The 14,148-nt window shown below is 73.7% G+C and carries 15 protein-coding genes; 11 read left to right on the top strand and 4 right to left on the bottom strand.

The window, feature by feature from the left end:
* On the bottom strand, window positions 1–1,239 hold the full coding sequence (locus CG736_RS26280; protein ID WP_100588643.1) for a substrate-binding domain-containing protein: 1,239 nt from the start codon (window positions 1,237–1,239) through the stop codon (window positions 1–3).
* Between the two features lie 262 nt (window positions 1,240–1,501).
* Here CG736_RS26280 and CG736_RS26275 point away from each other — a divergent pair, with 262 nt between their 5' ends.
* Both CG736_RS26275 and CG736_RS26270 read left to right on the top strand, forming a co-directional pair.
* Window positions 1,502–2,269 (top strand): CoA transferase subunit A, encoded by a 768-nt coding sequence (locus CG736_RS26275; RefSeq protein WP_100588642.1) that lies wholly within the window; start codon window positions 1,502–1,504, stop codon window positions 2,267–2,269.
* Window positions 2,269–2,910, top strand: coding sequence for a 3-oxoacid CoA-transferase subunit B (locus CG736_RS26270; RefSeq protein WP_100588641.1), 642 nt, complete (start codon window positions 2,269–2,271; stop codon window positions 2,908–2,910). The genes CG736_RS26275 and CG736_RS26270 overlap by 1 nt, the downstream gene beginning before the upstream one ends.
* A gap of 51 nt (window positions 2,911–2,961) precedes the next feature.
* Here CG736_RS26270 and CG736_RS26265 read toward each other — a convergent pair whose 3' ends face one another.
* Together CG736_RS26265 and CG736_RS26260 are read right to left on the bottom strand one after the other, a co-directional pair.
* Window positions 2,962–3,699, bottom strand: coding sequence for a uracil-DNA glycosylase (locus CG736_RS26265; protein WP_198520617.1), 738 nt, complete (start codon window positions 3,697–3,699; stop codon window positions 2,962–2,964).
* A gap of 85 nt (window positions 3,700–3,784) precedes the next feature.
* Window positions 3,785–4,909, bottom strand: a complete 1,125-nt coding sequence (locus tag CG736_RS26260; RefSeq protein ID WP_100588640.1) for a low temperature requirement protein A — start codon at window positions 4,907–4,909, stop codon at window positions 3,785–3,787.
* Between the two features lie 187 nt (window positions 4,910–5,096).
* Here CG736_RS26260 and CG736_RS26255 point away from each other — a divergent pair, with 187 nt between their 5' ends.
* From CG736_RS26255 to CG736_RS26240, 4 genes are all read left to right on the top strand, one after another.
* The gene (locus CG736_RS26255) at window positions 5,097–5,597 is read left to right on the top strand and encodes a hypothetical protein (protein WP_100588639.1); all 501 of its coding nucleotides are present in this window, start codon (window positions 5,097–5,099) and stop codon (window positions 5,595–5,597) included.
* 37 nt (window positions 5,598–5,634) lie between these two features.
* Complete coding sequence (locus CG736_RS26250) at window positions 5,635–7,209, top strand: WXG100 family type VII secretion target (RefSeq protein WP_100588638.1); 1,575 nt, start codon at window positions 5,635–5,637, stop codon at window positions 7,207–7,209.
* Window positions 7,210–7,321: 112 nt separating this feature from the next.
* The gene (gene mycP, locus CG736_RS26245; protein WP_100588637.1) at window positions 7,322–8,788 is read left to right on the top strand and encodes a type VII secretion-associated serine protease mycosin; all 1,467 of its coding nucleotides are present in this window, start codon (window positions 7,322–7,324) and stop codon (window positions 8,786–8,788) included.
* Window positions 8,789–8,936: 148 nt separating this feature from the next.
* Window positions 8,937–9,716: an HAD-IIA family hydrolase gene (locus CG736_RS26240; protein ID WP_043914117.1), complete on the top strand. Its 780-nt coding sequence runs from the start codon at window positions 8,937–8,939 to the stop codon at window positions 9,714–9,716.
* Window positions 9,717–9,778: 62 nt separating this feature from the next.
* Here the strand turns inward: CG736_RS26240 and CG736_RS26235 are convergent, their stop codons facing one another.
* Complete coding sequence (locus CG736_RS26235) at window positions 9,779–10,717, bottom strand: LysR family transcriptional regulator (RefSeq protein WP_100588636.1); 939 nt, start codon at window positions 10,715–10,717, stop codon at window positions 9,779–9,781.
* 141 nt (window positions 10,718–10,858) lie between these two features.
* On the opposite strand from CG736_RS26235, the gene CG736_RS26230 reads away from it, so the two are divergent.
* From CG736_RS26230 to CG736_RS26210, 5 genes are all read left to right on the top strand, one after another.
* Complete coding sequence (locus tag CG736_RS26230) at window positions 10,859–11,794, top strand: zinc-binding dehydrogenase (protein ID WP_100588635.1); 936 nt, start codon at window positions 10,859–10,861, stop codon at window positions 11,792–11,794.
* Window positions 11,791–12,204: a nuclear transport factor 2 family protein gene (locus CG736_RS26225; RefSeq protein WP_100588634.1), complete on the top strand. Its 414-nt coding sequence runs from the start codon at window positions 11,791–11,793 to the stop codon at window positions 12,202–12,204. Before CG736_RS26230 ends, CG736_RS26225 begins: the two co-directional genes overlap by 4 nt.
* Before the next feature lie 149 nt (window positions 12,205–12,353).
* Window positions 12,354–12,608 carry a hypothetical protein gene (locus tag CG736_RS26220; protein ID WP_100588633.1) on the top strand — a complete coding sequence of 85 codons (255 nt, stop codon included), beginning with the start codon at window positions 12,354–12,356 and terminating at the stop codon, window positions 12,606–12,608.
* 9 nt (window positions 12,609–12,617) lie between these two features.
* Entirely contained in the window at window positions 12,618–13,685 is a 1,068-nt protein-coding gene (locus CG736_RS26215; RefSeq protein WP_100588728.1) for a Gfo/Idh/MocA family oxidoreductase, read from the top strand.
* A 94-nt stretch (window positions 13,686–13,779) separates the two neighbouring features.
* Window positions 13,780–14,064 (top strand): DUF6412 domain-containing protein, encoded by a 285-nt coding sequence (locus CG736_RS26210; RefSeq protein ID WP_100588727.1) that lies wholly within the window; start codon window positions 13,780–13,782, stop codon window positions 14,062–14,064.
* The last annotated feature ends 84 nt before the right edge of the window (window positions 14,065–14,148 follow it).

The following is a 14,148-nucleotide window of genomic DNA, read 5'->3' as shown; positions in this document are numbered from 1 at the left end:
TCAGCCCGCCATCTTGGCGACCGGCGGGGCGACCTGGTCGGCCGACAGCACCTTCTCCGCGGTGGGCTTGGCGGCGGCGCCGGTGCCGGTCAGCTTCACCTGGAACATCGGCTGCAGCAGCGCGTGGTCCTCGGCGCGGACGGTCAGCTTGCCCTTGACGCCGTCGAAGCTCCAGCCCTCCAGCGACTTCACCAGCGCGTCGGTGTCGGTGTCGGAGCCCTTGTTGGCCTCCAGCGCGTGCACCACCATCTGCGCGGCCGTGAAGCCGTCCGGGGTGAACAGGTCGGACTTGGAGCCGTTCTTGGTGACGAAGTCGTTCATCGCCAGCTCGGCCTCGGTGCCGCCGGCCGCGCCGGAGAAGTAGTGGTTCAGGAAGTCGATCTTCTCGGCGGCGGGGCCGAACAGCGGGTACGAGGCGGCCACGTCGAGGCCGGTGACGACCTTGGTCGAGGAGAACACGTCCTGCTGGTTGAGCGAGGTCCACAGCGCGGAGGCGGTGTCGCCGGCCCACGCCACGAACAGCAGGTCGGGCTTGGCGGCCTTGGCCTGGGTCGCGAACGGCGTCAGGTCGGTGGCGGACGGCGGGGCCAGCACCGCCTCCACGGTGGCGCCCTCGCCGCCGAGGACGTCCTTGACGGCGGCCACGTTGGCCTGGCCGAAGGCGTTGTCCTGCGCGAGGACGGTGACCTTCTTGCCCTTGGCGTCGCCGATGAAGGACGCGGCGGCCTTGGTGTCCTGGTAGGACTGCCGGCCGGAGCGGAAGGTGTACTTGTTCAGGCCGGTGACCTTGTCGGCGGCGGCCGGGCCGCTGATGAACAGCACCTTGTTCTGCGCGGCGATCGGGCCGACCTGCAGGGCCACGCCGGAGGCGGTGGAGCCCGCCAGGATCTTGTAGTTCTTGCCGATCAGGTCCTTCGCCGCGGACACGGCCTTCGCCGGGTCGCCCGCGTCGTCCTGCTCGGCGATCTCCACCGGGTGCCCGCCGACCGCGTTCGTGCCCTTGGTGGCGTACGACAGACCGGCCTTGAAGCCCTCCAGGTACTGCTTGCCGTAGGCCGCCAGCGGACCGGTCTTGGAGTACACCAGGCCGACCTTGACCGGGCTCTTGTCGCCGCCGCCCGCCTCCGCCGAGGTGCCCGCCGTACCGGCCTTGGCGCAGGCGGACGCGAGCAGCACGCAGGCGGCCAGCGCGGCGAGCCTGCGGACGGGGCGTCTGGGGGTGGCGTCGGTGACTGACATGGTGGGGAGCTCCTGACGTACCTGTGCTGGTGGGATGCGGGAACCGTAGGGGGGCCACCCGGAAGACGACATGTGACGGGAGCACGCATCGGCAGCCGCTTCTGTGTGGGCCGGCGACATGTTGCGGCGCCACTCCTCGGGAGGTGTGTGACGGACACATGGATCCGCCCTGCTCCATGGCGTCGCCCGCCATGGAAAGCGCCGGGGCCTGCGACGAGTGTGGTGCGGCAGTCAGCCCTCCCCCTTCGAGAAGGTGGCCCCCTTGGACAAGGTCCTGGACTCCCCCGCCCGCGCGGTCGGGGACATTCCCGACGGCGCGGTGCTCGCGGTCGGCGGCTTCGGCCTGTGCGGCATCCCGTCCACCCTGATCGGCGCGCTCGTCGACGCGGGTACCACCGGCCTGCGCGTCGTCTCCAACAACTGCGGCGTGGACGACTGGGGCCTCGGCCTGCTGCTCCGGGCCGGCCGGATCGCCCGGATGACCTCCAGCTACGTCGGCGAGAACAAGGAGTTCGCCCGCCAGTACCTGAACGGCGAACTGGAGGTCGAACTGACCCCGCAGGGCACCCTCGCGGAACGGCTGCGGGCCGGCGGCGCGGGCATCCCCGCGTTCTACACCCCGGCCGGCGCGGGCACCCAGGTCGAGGAGGGCGGCCTGCCCTGGCGCTACGCCCCGGGCGGCGGCGCCGTCGCGGTGGCCTCCCCGCCGAAGGAGGTCCGCGAGTTCGACGGGCGCTCCTACCTGCTGGAGGAGGCGATCGTCGCGGACTTCGCCCTGGTCCGCGCCGAGATCGCCGACCGCCACGGCAACTGCGTCTTCCACGCCGCCGCCCGCAACTTCAACCCGCTGTGCGCCACCGCCGGCCGGATCACCGTCGTCGAGGCCGACCGGATCGTCGAACCCGGCGAGATCCCGCCGGACGCCGTCCACCTGCCCGGCGTGTACGTCGACCGGGTGGTCGCCGCCGACCCCGCCGACCGCCGGATCGAGCGCCGCACCGTCAGTCTTTCCGCCGCGAAGGAGTCCTGATGACCACCGCGCTCGACCCGCGCGACCTGCTCGCCGCCCGCGCCGCCCGCGAACTCCGCGACGGCCAGTACGTCAACCTCGGCATCGGCCTGCCCACCCTGATCCCCAACCACCTGCCCGCGGGCGTGCACGTCGTCCTGCACTCCGAGAACGGCATCCTCGGCGTCGGCCCCTACCCGATGGACGCCGACGTCCACCCCGACCTGATCAACGCCGGCAAGGAGACCGTCACCGTCAACCCCGGCGCGGCCTACTTCGACTCGGCGTTCTCCTTCGGCATGGTGCGCTCCGGCCGGATCGACGTCTCGGTGCTCGGCGCGATGCAGGTCTCCGCGAGCGGCGACCTCGCCAACTGGATGATCCCCGGCAAGATGGTCAAGGGCATGGGCGGCGCGATGGACCTGGTCCACGGGGCCCGCCGCCTGATCGTGGTGATGGAGCACACCGCGAAGGACGGCACCCCGAAGATCGTCGACGAGCTCACCCTGCCCGCCACCGGCCGCGGCGTCGTCCACCGCATCGTCACCGACCTCGCCGTCCTCGACGTCACCTCGGACGGCCTCCGCCTGGTCGAGCTCGCCGACGGCGTCACGCTCGAACAGCTGCGCGCGGCGACGGAGCCCCCCGTCCTCGCCGGCTGAAAAACCCCCGGGCCCTCAGGGCCCGGGGGTTCCACCGTTTCCGGTCCCCCGCTACTTCACGTTCGGGATGTTCCAGTCGACCGGCTTCTGCCCGAACCCTTCCAGCGCAGCGTTGATCTGCGAGAACGGCTTGGTGCCGAAGAACGTCTTCTGCGACAGCGGCGACGGGTGGCCGCTCTGCACGACCACGTGCTTCTCGGTGTCGATCAGCGACAGCTTCTTCTTCGCGTAGCCGCCCCACAGCACGAACACGCACGGCTCCTCGCGGGCGCTGACCGCGCGGATCACCGCGTCGGTGAACTTCTCCCAGCCCTTGTTCTTGTGCGAGTTGGCCTGGTGCGCCTGCACCGTGAGGACCGCGTTCAGCAGCAGCACGCCCTGCTCGGCCCACGGCATCAGGTAGCCGTTGTCGGGCATCTTGAAGCCGGTGCCGGTGCCGGGCTCCGTGAAGAGGCCGAGGTCGGTGTTGAGCTCCTTGTAGATGTTGCGCAGCGACGGCGGGACCTTGACGCCGGGCAGCACGGAGAAGCTCATGCCGTGGGCCTGCCCGTTGTCGTGGTACGGGTCCTGGCCGAGGATCAGCACCCGGACGTCCTGGTAGGCGGTCACGTCCAGCGCCGAGAACTCCTGCCCGGCGGGCGGGAACACCTCGTGCTCGGCCCGCTCGGCCGCCAGGAACTCCGACAGCTGCGCGAAGTAGGGCTTGCCGGTCTCCTCGGCGAGCACTGCGCGCCAGGACTCCGGCAGCTCCAGCGTGCCGCCCACGGACGCCTCGGCCAGCTCCGTCACGATGTACCTCCCACCGGCCGCGCCGCACGGCGACCGCTCTCGCTCGATCGTTCCCCGGCCCGTTCCGGACCCGTTGCGAAGAACGCTACACAGTCGCGCCGACAGCCCGCTCCGCCCGCCGCACACGAAGCTCTTCCCAGCCGCTCAGCCCGACCAGCACCGCCGCCAGCAGGACCAGCACGGCCAGCGCGGGCAGCCGGTGCAGCGGGGTGAGGAGCAGCAGCGCCAGCAGCGCGGCCACCAGCAGGCCTGCGGTCAGCCGGGTCGGCGAGAGCTTCCCGAACATCATCCACCGGGTGTAGTTGAAGGCCAGCAGGTACAGCGCGCTGCCGCCGTACAGCAGCCCGAGCGCACCGCCGCCGAGCGCCGCCCCGGGCCGGGCCACCGTCTCGGCGAAGCCCACCGCGACGGTGATCACCCCGGCGATCAGCGCCAGGTGCCCGTACGAGAACACCCGGCGCAGCACGTCGCGCCGCGAGAGCGCGGTCTCCAGGGCGTGCCGCATCGCGTCGGCGGCGTACCCGAAGTACTGCCACCACAGCGCGCAGGAGATCACGAACGCCACGGCCACCGAGGCCAGCCGGCCCGCGTGCAGCGGGGCGCCGGCCACCGGGGCGCCGATCCCGACGATCGATTCGCCGAGCGCCACCAGCAGGAACAGCCCGAAGCGCTCGGGCAGGTGGCCCGGGTGGTACTCGACCTTCGCCAGCTGCCGGCGGAACAGCAGCGGCGCCGACAGGTCCGCCGCCGCGGCCAGCGCCCACAGCAACTCCCGTGCGGGGGAAGCCAGCAGGCCGCCGATCACCAGCAGCGGACCGCTGAAGAACGCAGCCACCCCGTACGGACCGGCCCAGACCCGCCGCACCCGGCGGGCCAGCAGCCCGATCAGCAGCAGCCGGGCCGCCCAGTACGCGACGCCGAACAGCACGCCGCGGTCGCCGAACGCCCCCGGCAGGGCGAGCGCCATGAACAGTCCCGCCAGGCCCACCCCGAAGATCCCGATCCGGTCCCGCGGGTTGTCCACGTCCCGGATGTTGGCCTGCACCGTGGTGCCGACCCAGCACCAGTACACCGGCACGAACGCCACCAGGGCCCGCCCGCACCCGGCCCAGTCGTGGTGGTGGTGCAGCAGCGCCGACACCTGCGTCACCGCGAACACGAACACCAGGTCGAAGTACAGCTCCGCCCAGGTGACGCGCTTCTCCCCCATCCGAACTCCCCCGCACCCCATGCCTTTTGACGCCCACTCAGCGAATGGACGACCGGCACAGGCTACCCGGACCGTTATCGCCGCTCCCCTGACGGACCGTCCGTTCGTACCGCTATCTTGAAAGACGGCCAATGCCACCGGCGGGCCACCACGGGGGTGGGTCCGCTCACGGGGGAGGGGATCGGCAATGAGTGACGTCTCCGGCGGGATGTCGGGGTTCGTGTACAACGTGGTCGCCGTCGCGACGACCGCGCAGACGGCGGCCATGGTCGCGCTGGCGAACCAGGTCGGCGGCGGGGCGGTCAAGGTCGAGGTCGAGAACCTGCAGACCTTCAAGAACAAGGTCGACCAGATCCTGCGTGAACTCGACGGCTCGGCCGCGAGTCACGGCGAGGTCTCCCAGCAGACGCTGGCGACCGGTCAGCTCGGCCAGAACTTCGGCCAGGCCGACGACCTGATGACCGCGTACACCACGGTGCACGCCAAGCTGGAAGAGCTCTCGCAGACCCTCGCCGCCCAGATCGCGGCCATGAGTGCGAGCATCGGCAAGGCCTCCGGCAACTACAGCAGCGCGGACGCCGAACAGGAGGCCCGGTTCCGGCCCCTGTACCAACCCGGCACCGTCGACCCGAGGACCGCCTACCGCCCGCAGACTCCGGCCACCGGCACCCAGCAAGGCGCGTACTGACGACGTCTCCGGCGACGGAGAACGGGGGAGACGAGAGATGACAGAGAAGCGCTTCGTGCGGGCGGTCCACGACGGCGGCGGGATCGGCGGCGCCAGCCACGAGCAACTGATGGCGATGGTCCAACACTCGGACCCGATCGCCGTCATGCAGGTGGCCCAGCGACTGCTGCTCGCCTCGCAGAAGTTGGACGAGGTCAGCGAAGAGCTGCACGCGCACATGAGCGGCCTCGACTGGGAGGGCGCCGCAGCCGACAGCTTCAAGTCCTGGGGCAGCGGAGTCTCGAAGACCGCCATGGGCATTGCCGACTATTCGAAAGGTGCCGGCACGTACCTGGCCTCCGCCGGCGAGATGCTCGCCGCGGTCAAGTCGGGCATACCTCCAGTGCCGCACGACGACATGGAAACCGTCAGCCGCTACGACGGACAGCCCAACGGCGCCGTCAACACCGGCGGCGACATCCTGGGCGGCGTGCTCGGCATCGGCGGTTCGGCCGGCCGCTGGGCGGCCGGCGAGGTCGCCGGATTCGTCGACTCCGACTGGGTCACTCCCGCGCAGGCCCAGGCCGCGCAGCAGCGGGTCGACCAGGCCCACAACGAGGCCGTCCAACAGATGACCAAGCTGACCCAGGCATACGAGCAGTCGATCACAGAGCTGAACGCACTGGAGCCCCCGGTGTTTCCGCCACCGCCGGGGGACAAGTTCAACCGCGACGACTCGGTGGACGTCTCGGTCGGCGACGGCAACGGCAGAACCGGCCGGAAGCCCGGCGACGGCGGTCCCGTCATCTGGGAGCCGCCCGGCCCGCCGAAGCCCCCGAAACCGCAACCGCCCGAGCCGCCGGGCCCGGTCCCGCCACCGATTCCGCGGCCCCCGCTGCCGCCGGAACCGCCGGGCCCGGTCCCGCCGCCGACTCCGCATCCGCCGCTGCCGCCGCACCCGCCGGTTCCGGTTCCGCCACCGACTCCGATCCAGGACCCGACCACGCGCATCGACCACACGCCCACGCAGAGTCCCCCTGACCCGACCATTCCGGTCACCGGCGGTGGCGGCGGAGGCGGCGGCACGGGCGGTGGCGGCTACGGCGGTGGCGGCGGCCTCGGCGGCTCCGGTGGAGGCGGCGGCTACCAGGGCGGCCCGATCCCCGGTGGCGGCGGCTACTCGGGCGGCTCGGCCGGGGCCGGCCGGACCGGTGGCACCACCGCGACGCCCACCGGCACGGGCCAGGCAGGTCAAGCCGGCCAATCGGGGCGCGCGGGCGCCTCGGGCATGGGCGGCGGCATGCCGCACGGCGGCGGCGCGGGTGCCGGTGGCGCCCGTGGCGGGGCCGGCGGCGGTGCACGCGGCAGCGGGCTGGTCAACCGGGCCGGCGGCACCGTCGGCGGACGGCGCGGACCGGCCGCGGGCGGCGAGTTCACGCCGGGCGGCACCGGGCTGCGCGCCCGGGGCGAGCGGGGCGCCGACGGCCGGTCCGGCCAGGGCGGCTTCGGCGGCGGCCAGGGCGGTGCGAACCGCAAGGGCAAGCCGCAGGGCAAGCGTCCCGACTACCTGATCGAGGACGAGGACACCTGGACGTCCGGCATGGGCCCGGCCAACCCGGGTGTGATCGAGTAACGGCCGCACCTGCTGCCCGGCCGCAGGGGAATACCGCTCCTGCGGCCGGGCAGCCTCGTGCGGTCGGAGGCAAGCCACTCGCCGAACACGTCGGCGTGCGAAGGAGTTCGGGATGCGGCAGACGGGCAGGGCAGGACGGGGGCGGCAGCTCGCCGCAGCAGTGGCGGTCACCGGTGTCCTGTGGGGGTGGACGGCGGGACCCGCGCTCGCGGTGGACTCGATCCGCGCGCAGCAGTGGCACCTGGACGCGATGCACGCCGAGGAGATGTGGCGGACCAGCACCGGATCCGGCGTCACCGTGGCCGTGATCGACTCCGGTGTGAAGGCCGACGCACCCGACCTGGCCGGGCAGTTGGTGGCCGGCACCGACTTCAGCACCAAGCCCGGCGGAGAACTCTCGCCGAGCGACGGCCACGGAACGGAGATGGCCAGCACCATCGCCGGCACCGGCAAGGGTCTGGGCGGCAAGGGCGCGTACGGCCTCGCCCCCGGAGCGAAGATCCTCCCGATCAAGATCGACATGGAGGGGGGCCTGGGCTCCGACAGCAGGGGCATGGCTCAGGTCGCCCAGGCCATCACCTACGCGGTCGACCACAACGCGAAGATCGTCAACATGTCACTGGGCATGGCCGCAGCCTCCGTGCAGCCCGCCGACGTCGACAAGCTCAAGGCGGCGGTCGATCACGCGGCGGCCAAGGGCGTCCTGCTGTTCGCCGCGGTCGGCAACACCGGCGACACCGACAACCGCCTGGAGTACCCCGCCTCGATGAGCGGCGTGGTCGGCGTCGCCGCCACCGACCAGGACGGAAAGGTCACCGCGGAGTCGGAGCACGGCCCGCAGGTCGCCCTCGCCGCTCCGGGCCAGGACCTCTACGAGGCGTGCACCGGCTCGTCCGGCTACTGCAAGGGGCACGGGACCTCCGGCGCCACCGCGCTGGTCTCCGCCTCGGCGGCGCTGATCTGGTCGGCGCACCCGGACTGGTCGGGCAACCAGGTGCTGCGGGTGCTGATCAACACCGCGAGCAACCCGCAGCAGCGCAGCGACTACCTCGGCTACGGCACCGTCCGGCCGCGGATCGCGCTGACCGACCCCGGCGACCCGGGCCCGGCGAACGTCAGCCCGCTGCCCGCCGCGGCCTCGCCCGCGCCCGGGAAGACCGGGAAGTCCGCCGAAGCGGCGCAGCCGAGCGGGGCCGCGAGCGCGCCCGCCGACTCCGGGCCGGGGCAGGACCCGGCGACGCAGCCGTCCGCTGCACCGGAGAAGTCCTCGAACGTCGTGCCGCTGGCGATCGGCGGTGCGGTGGCCGTCGTGGTGCTGCTGGTCGTGGTGGTGCTGATCGTCCGCCGGAACCGCGGCGCCTCGGCCGCCCCGGTCCCGCCGCCCCCGCTGCCGCTCCCGGGTCAGCAGCCGCCTTACGGTCAGGCTCCCCCGCCGCCGCCCTACGGTCAGCAGTCGCAGCAGCCCTACGGACAGCAGCCCCCGTACGCACAGCAGCCCCCGTACGGACAGCAGCCTCCCTACGGCCAGCAGCCCTACGGACAGCAGCCGCCGCCCGGCGGCAACCCCTACGCGGGCTGAGGGCCCGGCCGCCCCTGTGGTCGGCCGGCGGGGCGCACTAGGCTGGCCTGCGTTGGGGCAGCCAGTGGCGCCCGGCCGGCCAGCGGTGTCCGGTCGGAGCGATGCACATCGATCGTTCGACCGTCGCAAGACCTAGGAGAGACCCACCGTGGCAGACCGCAAGCCCATCGAGACCTGGCTGACCGACATGGACGGAGTCCTCATCCACGAGGGCGTGCCGATCCCGGGGGCCGACGCCTTCATCAAGCGGCTGCGTGAGTCCGGAAAGCCGTTCCTGGTGCTCACCAACAACTCCATCTACACCCAGCGCGACCTGCACGCCCGGCTGTCCCGGATGGGCCTGGACGTGCCGGCCGAGCACATCTGGACGTCCGCGCTGGCGACCGCGAAGTTCCTCTCCGACCAGCGCCCGAACGGCACCGCGTACGTGATCGGCGAGGCCGGTCTGACCACCGCGCTGCACGACGTCGGCTACGTGCTGACCGACACCGACCCGGACTTCGTGGTGCTCGGCGAGACCCGCACCTACTCGTTCGAGGCGATGACCAAGGCGGTCCGGCTGATCGACGCGGGCGCCCGGTTCATCGCCACCAACCCGGACGAGACCGGCCCGTCCGCCGAGGGTGCGCTGCCGGCGACCGGCGCGGTCGCGGCGCTGATCACCAAGGCCACCGGCGTGGAGCCGTACTTCGTCGGCAAGCCGAACCCGCTGATGATGCGGGCCGGCCTGAACGCGATCGGCGCGCACTCGGAGAACAGCGCGATGATCGGCGACCGGATGGACACCGACATCGTCTCCGGCATGGAGGCCGGCATGTCGACCTTCCTGGTGCTGACCGGCCTCACCCAGGCCGGCGACGTGGACCGCTTCCCGTACCGCCCGACCCAGGTGGTGGAGTCCATCGCGGACCTGGTCGAGCTGATCTGACGGAAGCCCGGGGCGGCACGGCACGACGTCGGCCGGGCCGCCCCCGGTGGTGCCGGGCCCGCTCAGGCCAGGTCGCGGGCGTCGGTCTCCGGGAGCCAGTCGCGGCCGGGGCGGTACTCCAGCCAGCGGCGGTCGCGGCCGCGGTCGGCGAAGGCCCGCAGCAGGGCGGGGATCGCGGGGTGCGGGCGTTCGCGGTGCCAGACCAGTGACCAGGCGTACAGCGGGACGGGGTCGGCGAGCGGGCGGACGACCAGGCCCGGCGGGACGGCGAGCGGCAGTTCGGCGGGCAGCAGGGTGCAGCCGTCGGGGACGGTGCGGACGCGTTCGAGCAGGTGGTCGAGGCCGAGGTTGGCGTCGCCGGGGAGCAGCGGAACGCCGAAGCGTTCGGCGAACCGGGTGAGGAAGTCCAGCCGGGCGGGGTCGGCGGGCAGCACCAGCCGCAGCACGGCGAGGTCGGCGGGGCGCAGGGCCTCGGCGCGGGCCAGCGGGTGGGCGGCGGGCAGCACCGCGTCGACGGGCTCCAGCCGGACCAGTCGGTGCGCCAACTGCCCGTCGGGGCCGGTGTGGTGGCGTCCGAAGCCGGCGGCGCTCTCGCCCCGGTCGAGCGCGGCGGCCACTGCGGCGAGATCCCGGGCCGGGCCGACCTCGATGGTCAACTCCGTTGCCGCGGCGAGGACTTCACGGACGGTGCGGAGCGGCTCGAACAGGTGGCCCCAGACGTCCAGCCGGGCCGGTTCGGCGGGCCGGCGGACGGCGGCGAGGGCGGCCTGTCCGGCGGCCAGCGCGGTCCGCGCCGGGTCGAGCAGGCGCTCCCCGGCGGCGGTGAGGCGGACGGCGGCGGGGCCGCGGTCGAGCAGCCGGGTGTCGAGTTCCTGCTCCAGTCGGGCGATCCGCTTCGACAGTGCCTGCTGGCTGATCGCCAACTGCTGGGCGGCGCGCCCGAAGTGCCGCTGGTCGGCGACCGTGACGAAGGCGCGCAGCTGTCCGAGGTCCGGGTCCATCCGGCCATCATCGCCGACAACCATCGGTTGTCGTCGGCGTGTTCGGGTTGTTGGACCGGGGTGCGGCCGCGGCCGTGTACTGGGCGTGTTCCCGCCGGGCCGCCCGCAGCGGCCCGCCCCCGCCGATCGAAGGACACACCCATGAAGGCCCTGATCCCCGCCCGCGGCACGGTCGAGTTCACCGAGCTGCCGCAGCCCGAGCCGCGCCCGGACGAGGTGCTGGTGAAGGTCGACGCGTTCTCGGTGAACCGCGGCGAGACCTTCGCGCTGGAGGACCCGCCGGCGGGCTGGCGGCCCGGCAAGGACGTCGCGGGGCTGGTCGTGCAGGCCGCCGCCGACGGCAGCGGGCCCGCCGTCGGGCAGCGGGTGGTCGCCCACCCGCCGGCCGCGGGCTGGGCCGAGTACGCGGCGGTGCGCACCGACGCCCTGGCGGTGCTGCCGGAGCAGCTGGACACCCGTACCGCCGCCACCCTCCCGCTGGCGGGGCTGACCGCGCTGCGGCTGCTGCGCGCGGCGGGCGCCGTCACTGGCCGGCGGCTGCTGCTGACCGGCGCGTCCGGCGGCGTCGGCCACTACCTGACGGAGCTCGCCGCGGCCGCCGGGGCGGAGCTGACCGCCGTCACCGCGAGCCCCGAACGCGGGGCGCGGCTGAGGGAGTTGGGCGCGGCGGAGGTGGTCCACACGCTCGCCGACGCACGCGGGCCGTACGACCTGGTGCTGGAGTCCACCGGCGGCACGGCGCTGCCGCAGGCGCTGGCGCTGCTCGCCCCGCGCGGTCGGCTGATCTGGTTCGGGCAGGCCTCCCGGGAGCCGGTCCGGCTGGACTTCTTCGCCCTGCTGAACGGCCCGGCCTCCGCCACCGTCCAGCACTTCTCCTACGCCGACGTGGACCACCCCGACGGCCCGGACCTGCACACCCTGGTCCGGCTGACCGCCGAGGGCCGGCTGCACCCGGAACTCGGCCTGGTCGACGACTGGCACCGCACCGCCGACGCGATCGACGCGCTGCGCGACCGACAGGTCCGCGGCAACACCGTCCTCACCCTCGACCGCCCCGCCGAAGGAGACCTCTCGTGAGCACCGACCCGCGCACCGTCGTGGCCGACTACATCGCCGCCGTCGCCCGCGGCGACCAGGACGCGATCCGGGACGCCTTCACCGAGGACGTCGTCTGGCACTACCCCGGCGACCTGCCGCTGAGCGGCGAGTGGCGCGGCCGGCAGGCCGTCGTCGAGGAGTTCCTCGGCTCGATCGGCGGCCTGATCGCGCCCGGCACCGCCATCCGCGTCGAGCCGATCGGCGCCCCGGTCGTCGAGGGCGACCGGGTGGTCGCCGAGTGGGCCTCGCACTGCACCACCGTGCACGGCCTGCGGTACGACAACCGCAACCTGGGGATCTTCACCGTCCGCGACGGCCGGATCGCCGAGGTGCGCGAGTACACCGACACGCAGCGCGCCGCCGCCGTCCTGTTCGCCGACGGCGCGTGACCGCCCGGCCCCGGCCCGTCGCGACAGGCCGGGGCCGCCTCAAGACAGCCTTAAGCCGCGCCTAACCGTTCCGACGCATCATCAGTTCTCGCTCCCGGTGCGGCTAGCGTCCCGGACACACCCTCCGTCCGACGCAAGGAGCCCCGCCCGTGGCCTCCGTCCGCCGCACCGCCGTCCTGCTGGCCGCCGCCGTCCTGCTCGGCGGCGCCGCCGCGCCCGCCACCGCCGACGCCCTCGCCGACGGCGGCGCCGACCGCGGCGTGCTGCTGTCGCTCGGCTCGGCGGTGCTGCTCACCGGCGCTGCCGCCGCCACCGCGCGCCGCCGCACCAAGCCCGCCGGACCGTCCCGACCTGGGCGGACGGACCGGGTGGCGTCCGCCGCTCCGGGGGACGGGGATGGTTGAGTGGGGGTCATGAGCACGCCCCCTGCCCCCTTCCGCGTCGGCCTGATCGGCTACGGCCTGGCCGGCTCGGCCTTCCACGCCCCGCTGATCGCCACCACCCCCGGACTCCGGCTGGACGCGGTGGTCACCGCCAACCCCGAGCGCCGCGCCCAGCTCCACCGCGACCACCCCGACGCCCGCGCCCTCGACACCCCCGACCAGCTGTTCGAGGACGCCGACCGCTACGACCTGGTGGTGATCGCCTCCCCGAACCGCACCCACGTCCCGCTCGCCCGCACCTCCCTGCTGGCCGGCCTGGCCACCGTCGTCGACAAACCGCTCGCCGCGACCAGCGCCGAGGCCCGCGACCTGTGCGAGTTCGCCGAGAAGTCCGGCCTGCTGCTGTCGGTGTTCCAGAACCGCCGCTGGGACGGCGACTTCCGCACCGCCCGCCGCCTGGTCGAGGAGGGCCGGCTCGGCCGGGTGCACCGCTTCGAGTCCCGCTTCGAGCGCTTCCGCCCCAAGCCCAAGGCCGGCTGGCGCGAACTCGCCGACCCCGCCGAGGTCGGCGGCACCCTGTACGACCTGGGCAGCCACCTGGTCGACCAGGCCCTCGCCCTGTTCGGGCCGGTCGAGACGGTGTACGCCGAGATCGACGTCCTCCGGGACGGCGCGGTGGTCGACGACGACGCCTTCCTCGCCCTCACCCACACCGGCGGCGTCCGCTCCCAGCTGTGGACCAGCGCCCTCACCCCGCTCGCCGGACCCCGCCTGCGGGTCCTCGGCGACAGCGCCGGCTACGTCAAGTTCGGCATGGACCCGCAGGAGGCCGCCCTCCGGGCCGGCCACCGTCCCGGACCCGGCCGCCACTGGGGCGACGACGACCCCGCCGCGTACGGCCTGCTCGGCACCGACGGCGACGCCGAACCCGTCCCCACCGACCCCGGTGACTACCCGGCCTTCTACGCGGGCATCGCCGCCTCGCTCACCGACCGCACCCCGCCGCCGGTCGACCCCCGCGACGCCGTCGCCACCCTCACCGTCCTGGAGGCCGCCCGCGCCTCCGCGGCCACGGCGAGCGTCGTCCGCCTCCCCTGACCGCACCGCCGCCGGCGGGACGGACCAACTGCTGTCCCCCGCCCCGCCGGTGACGTAGCATCGGGTTCGGACCCGAACCGAGGAGGTGCGCACCGTGCTCGTCACTCCGCTCCTGCTCGCGCTGCTCCGGGTCCTCACCGGAGACCTGCCGACCGGCCCGGGCGCCGTCACCACGGCCGCACTCCTCGTCCTGACCTGCGCCGTCACCCTGGCCCTCACCCCGGCCCGCCTCCCGATCGCCGGCACCCCCGCCGCGGTCCACGCCGCCGCGCTGCGCCGCCGCGCCTACCGCACGGCCTACCTCCCCCCGCGCGACCCCGCCGCCCCGGGCCGCCCCCGCCCCCGAGCCCCAGGCCGCCGGCCTGCGGCCGCCGTCTGAGGGGCACTTCTCTCCTCGCGCATCTCCGAGTCTCCGCACCCCGCCAGGGGCTGTGGGCACTGAACTCCCACGCACCGTCAGGGG

This window comes from Kitasatospora sp. CB02891, assembly GCF_002803145.1.
Taxonomy (GTDB): Bacteria; Actinomycetota; Actinomycetes; order Streptomycetales; family Streptomycetaceae; genus Kitasatospora; species Kitasatospora griseola.
Note: the sequence above shows the minus strand (reverse complement) of the source record. Positions and strands in the feature narration are given on the sequence as shown.

Coding starts and splice junctions, on each gene's coding strand:
- CG736_RS26235 (WP_100588636.1), bottom strand. CDS start 10,717: ATGGACCCGGACCTCGGACAGCTGCGCGCCTTCGTCACGGTCGCCGAC.
- CG736_RS26255 (WP_100588639.1), top strand. CDS start 5,097: ATGAGTGACGTCTCCGGCGGGATGTCGGGGTTCGTGTACAACGTGGTC.
- CG736_RS26215 (WP_100588728.1), top strand. CDS start 12,618: ATGAGCACGCCCCCTGCCCCCTTCCGCGTCGGCCTGATCGGCTACGGC.
- mycP (WP_100588637.1), top strand. CDS start 7,322: ATGCGGCAGACGGGCAGGGCAGGACGGGGGCGGCAGCTCGCCGCAGCA.
- CG736_RS26250 (WP_100588638.1), top strand. CDS start 5,635: ATGACAGAGAAGCGCTTCGTGCGGGCGGTCCACGACGGCGGCGGGATC.
- CG736_RS26280 (WP_100588643.1), bottom strand. CDS start 1,239: ATGTCAGTCACCGACGCCACCCCCAGACGCCCCGTCCGCAGGCTCGCC.
- CG736_RS26260 (WP_100588640.1), bottom strand. CDS start 4,909: ATGGGGGAGAAGCGCGTCACCTGGGCGGAGCTGTACTTCGACCTGGTG.
- CG736_RS26230 (WP_100588635.1), top strand. CDS start 10,859: ATGAAGGCCCTGATCCCCGCCCGCGGCACGGTCGAGTTCACCGAGCTG.
- CG736_RS26270 (WP_100588641.1), top strand. CDS start 2,269: ATGACCACCGCGCTCGACCCGCGCGACCTGCTCGCCGCCCGCGCCGCC.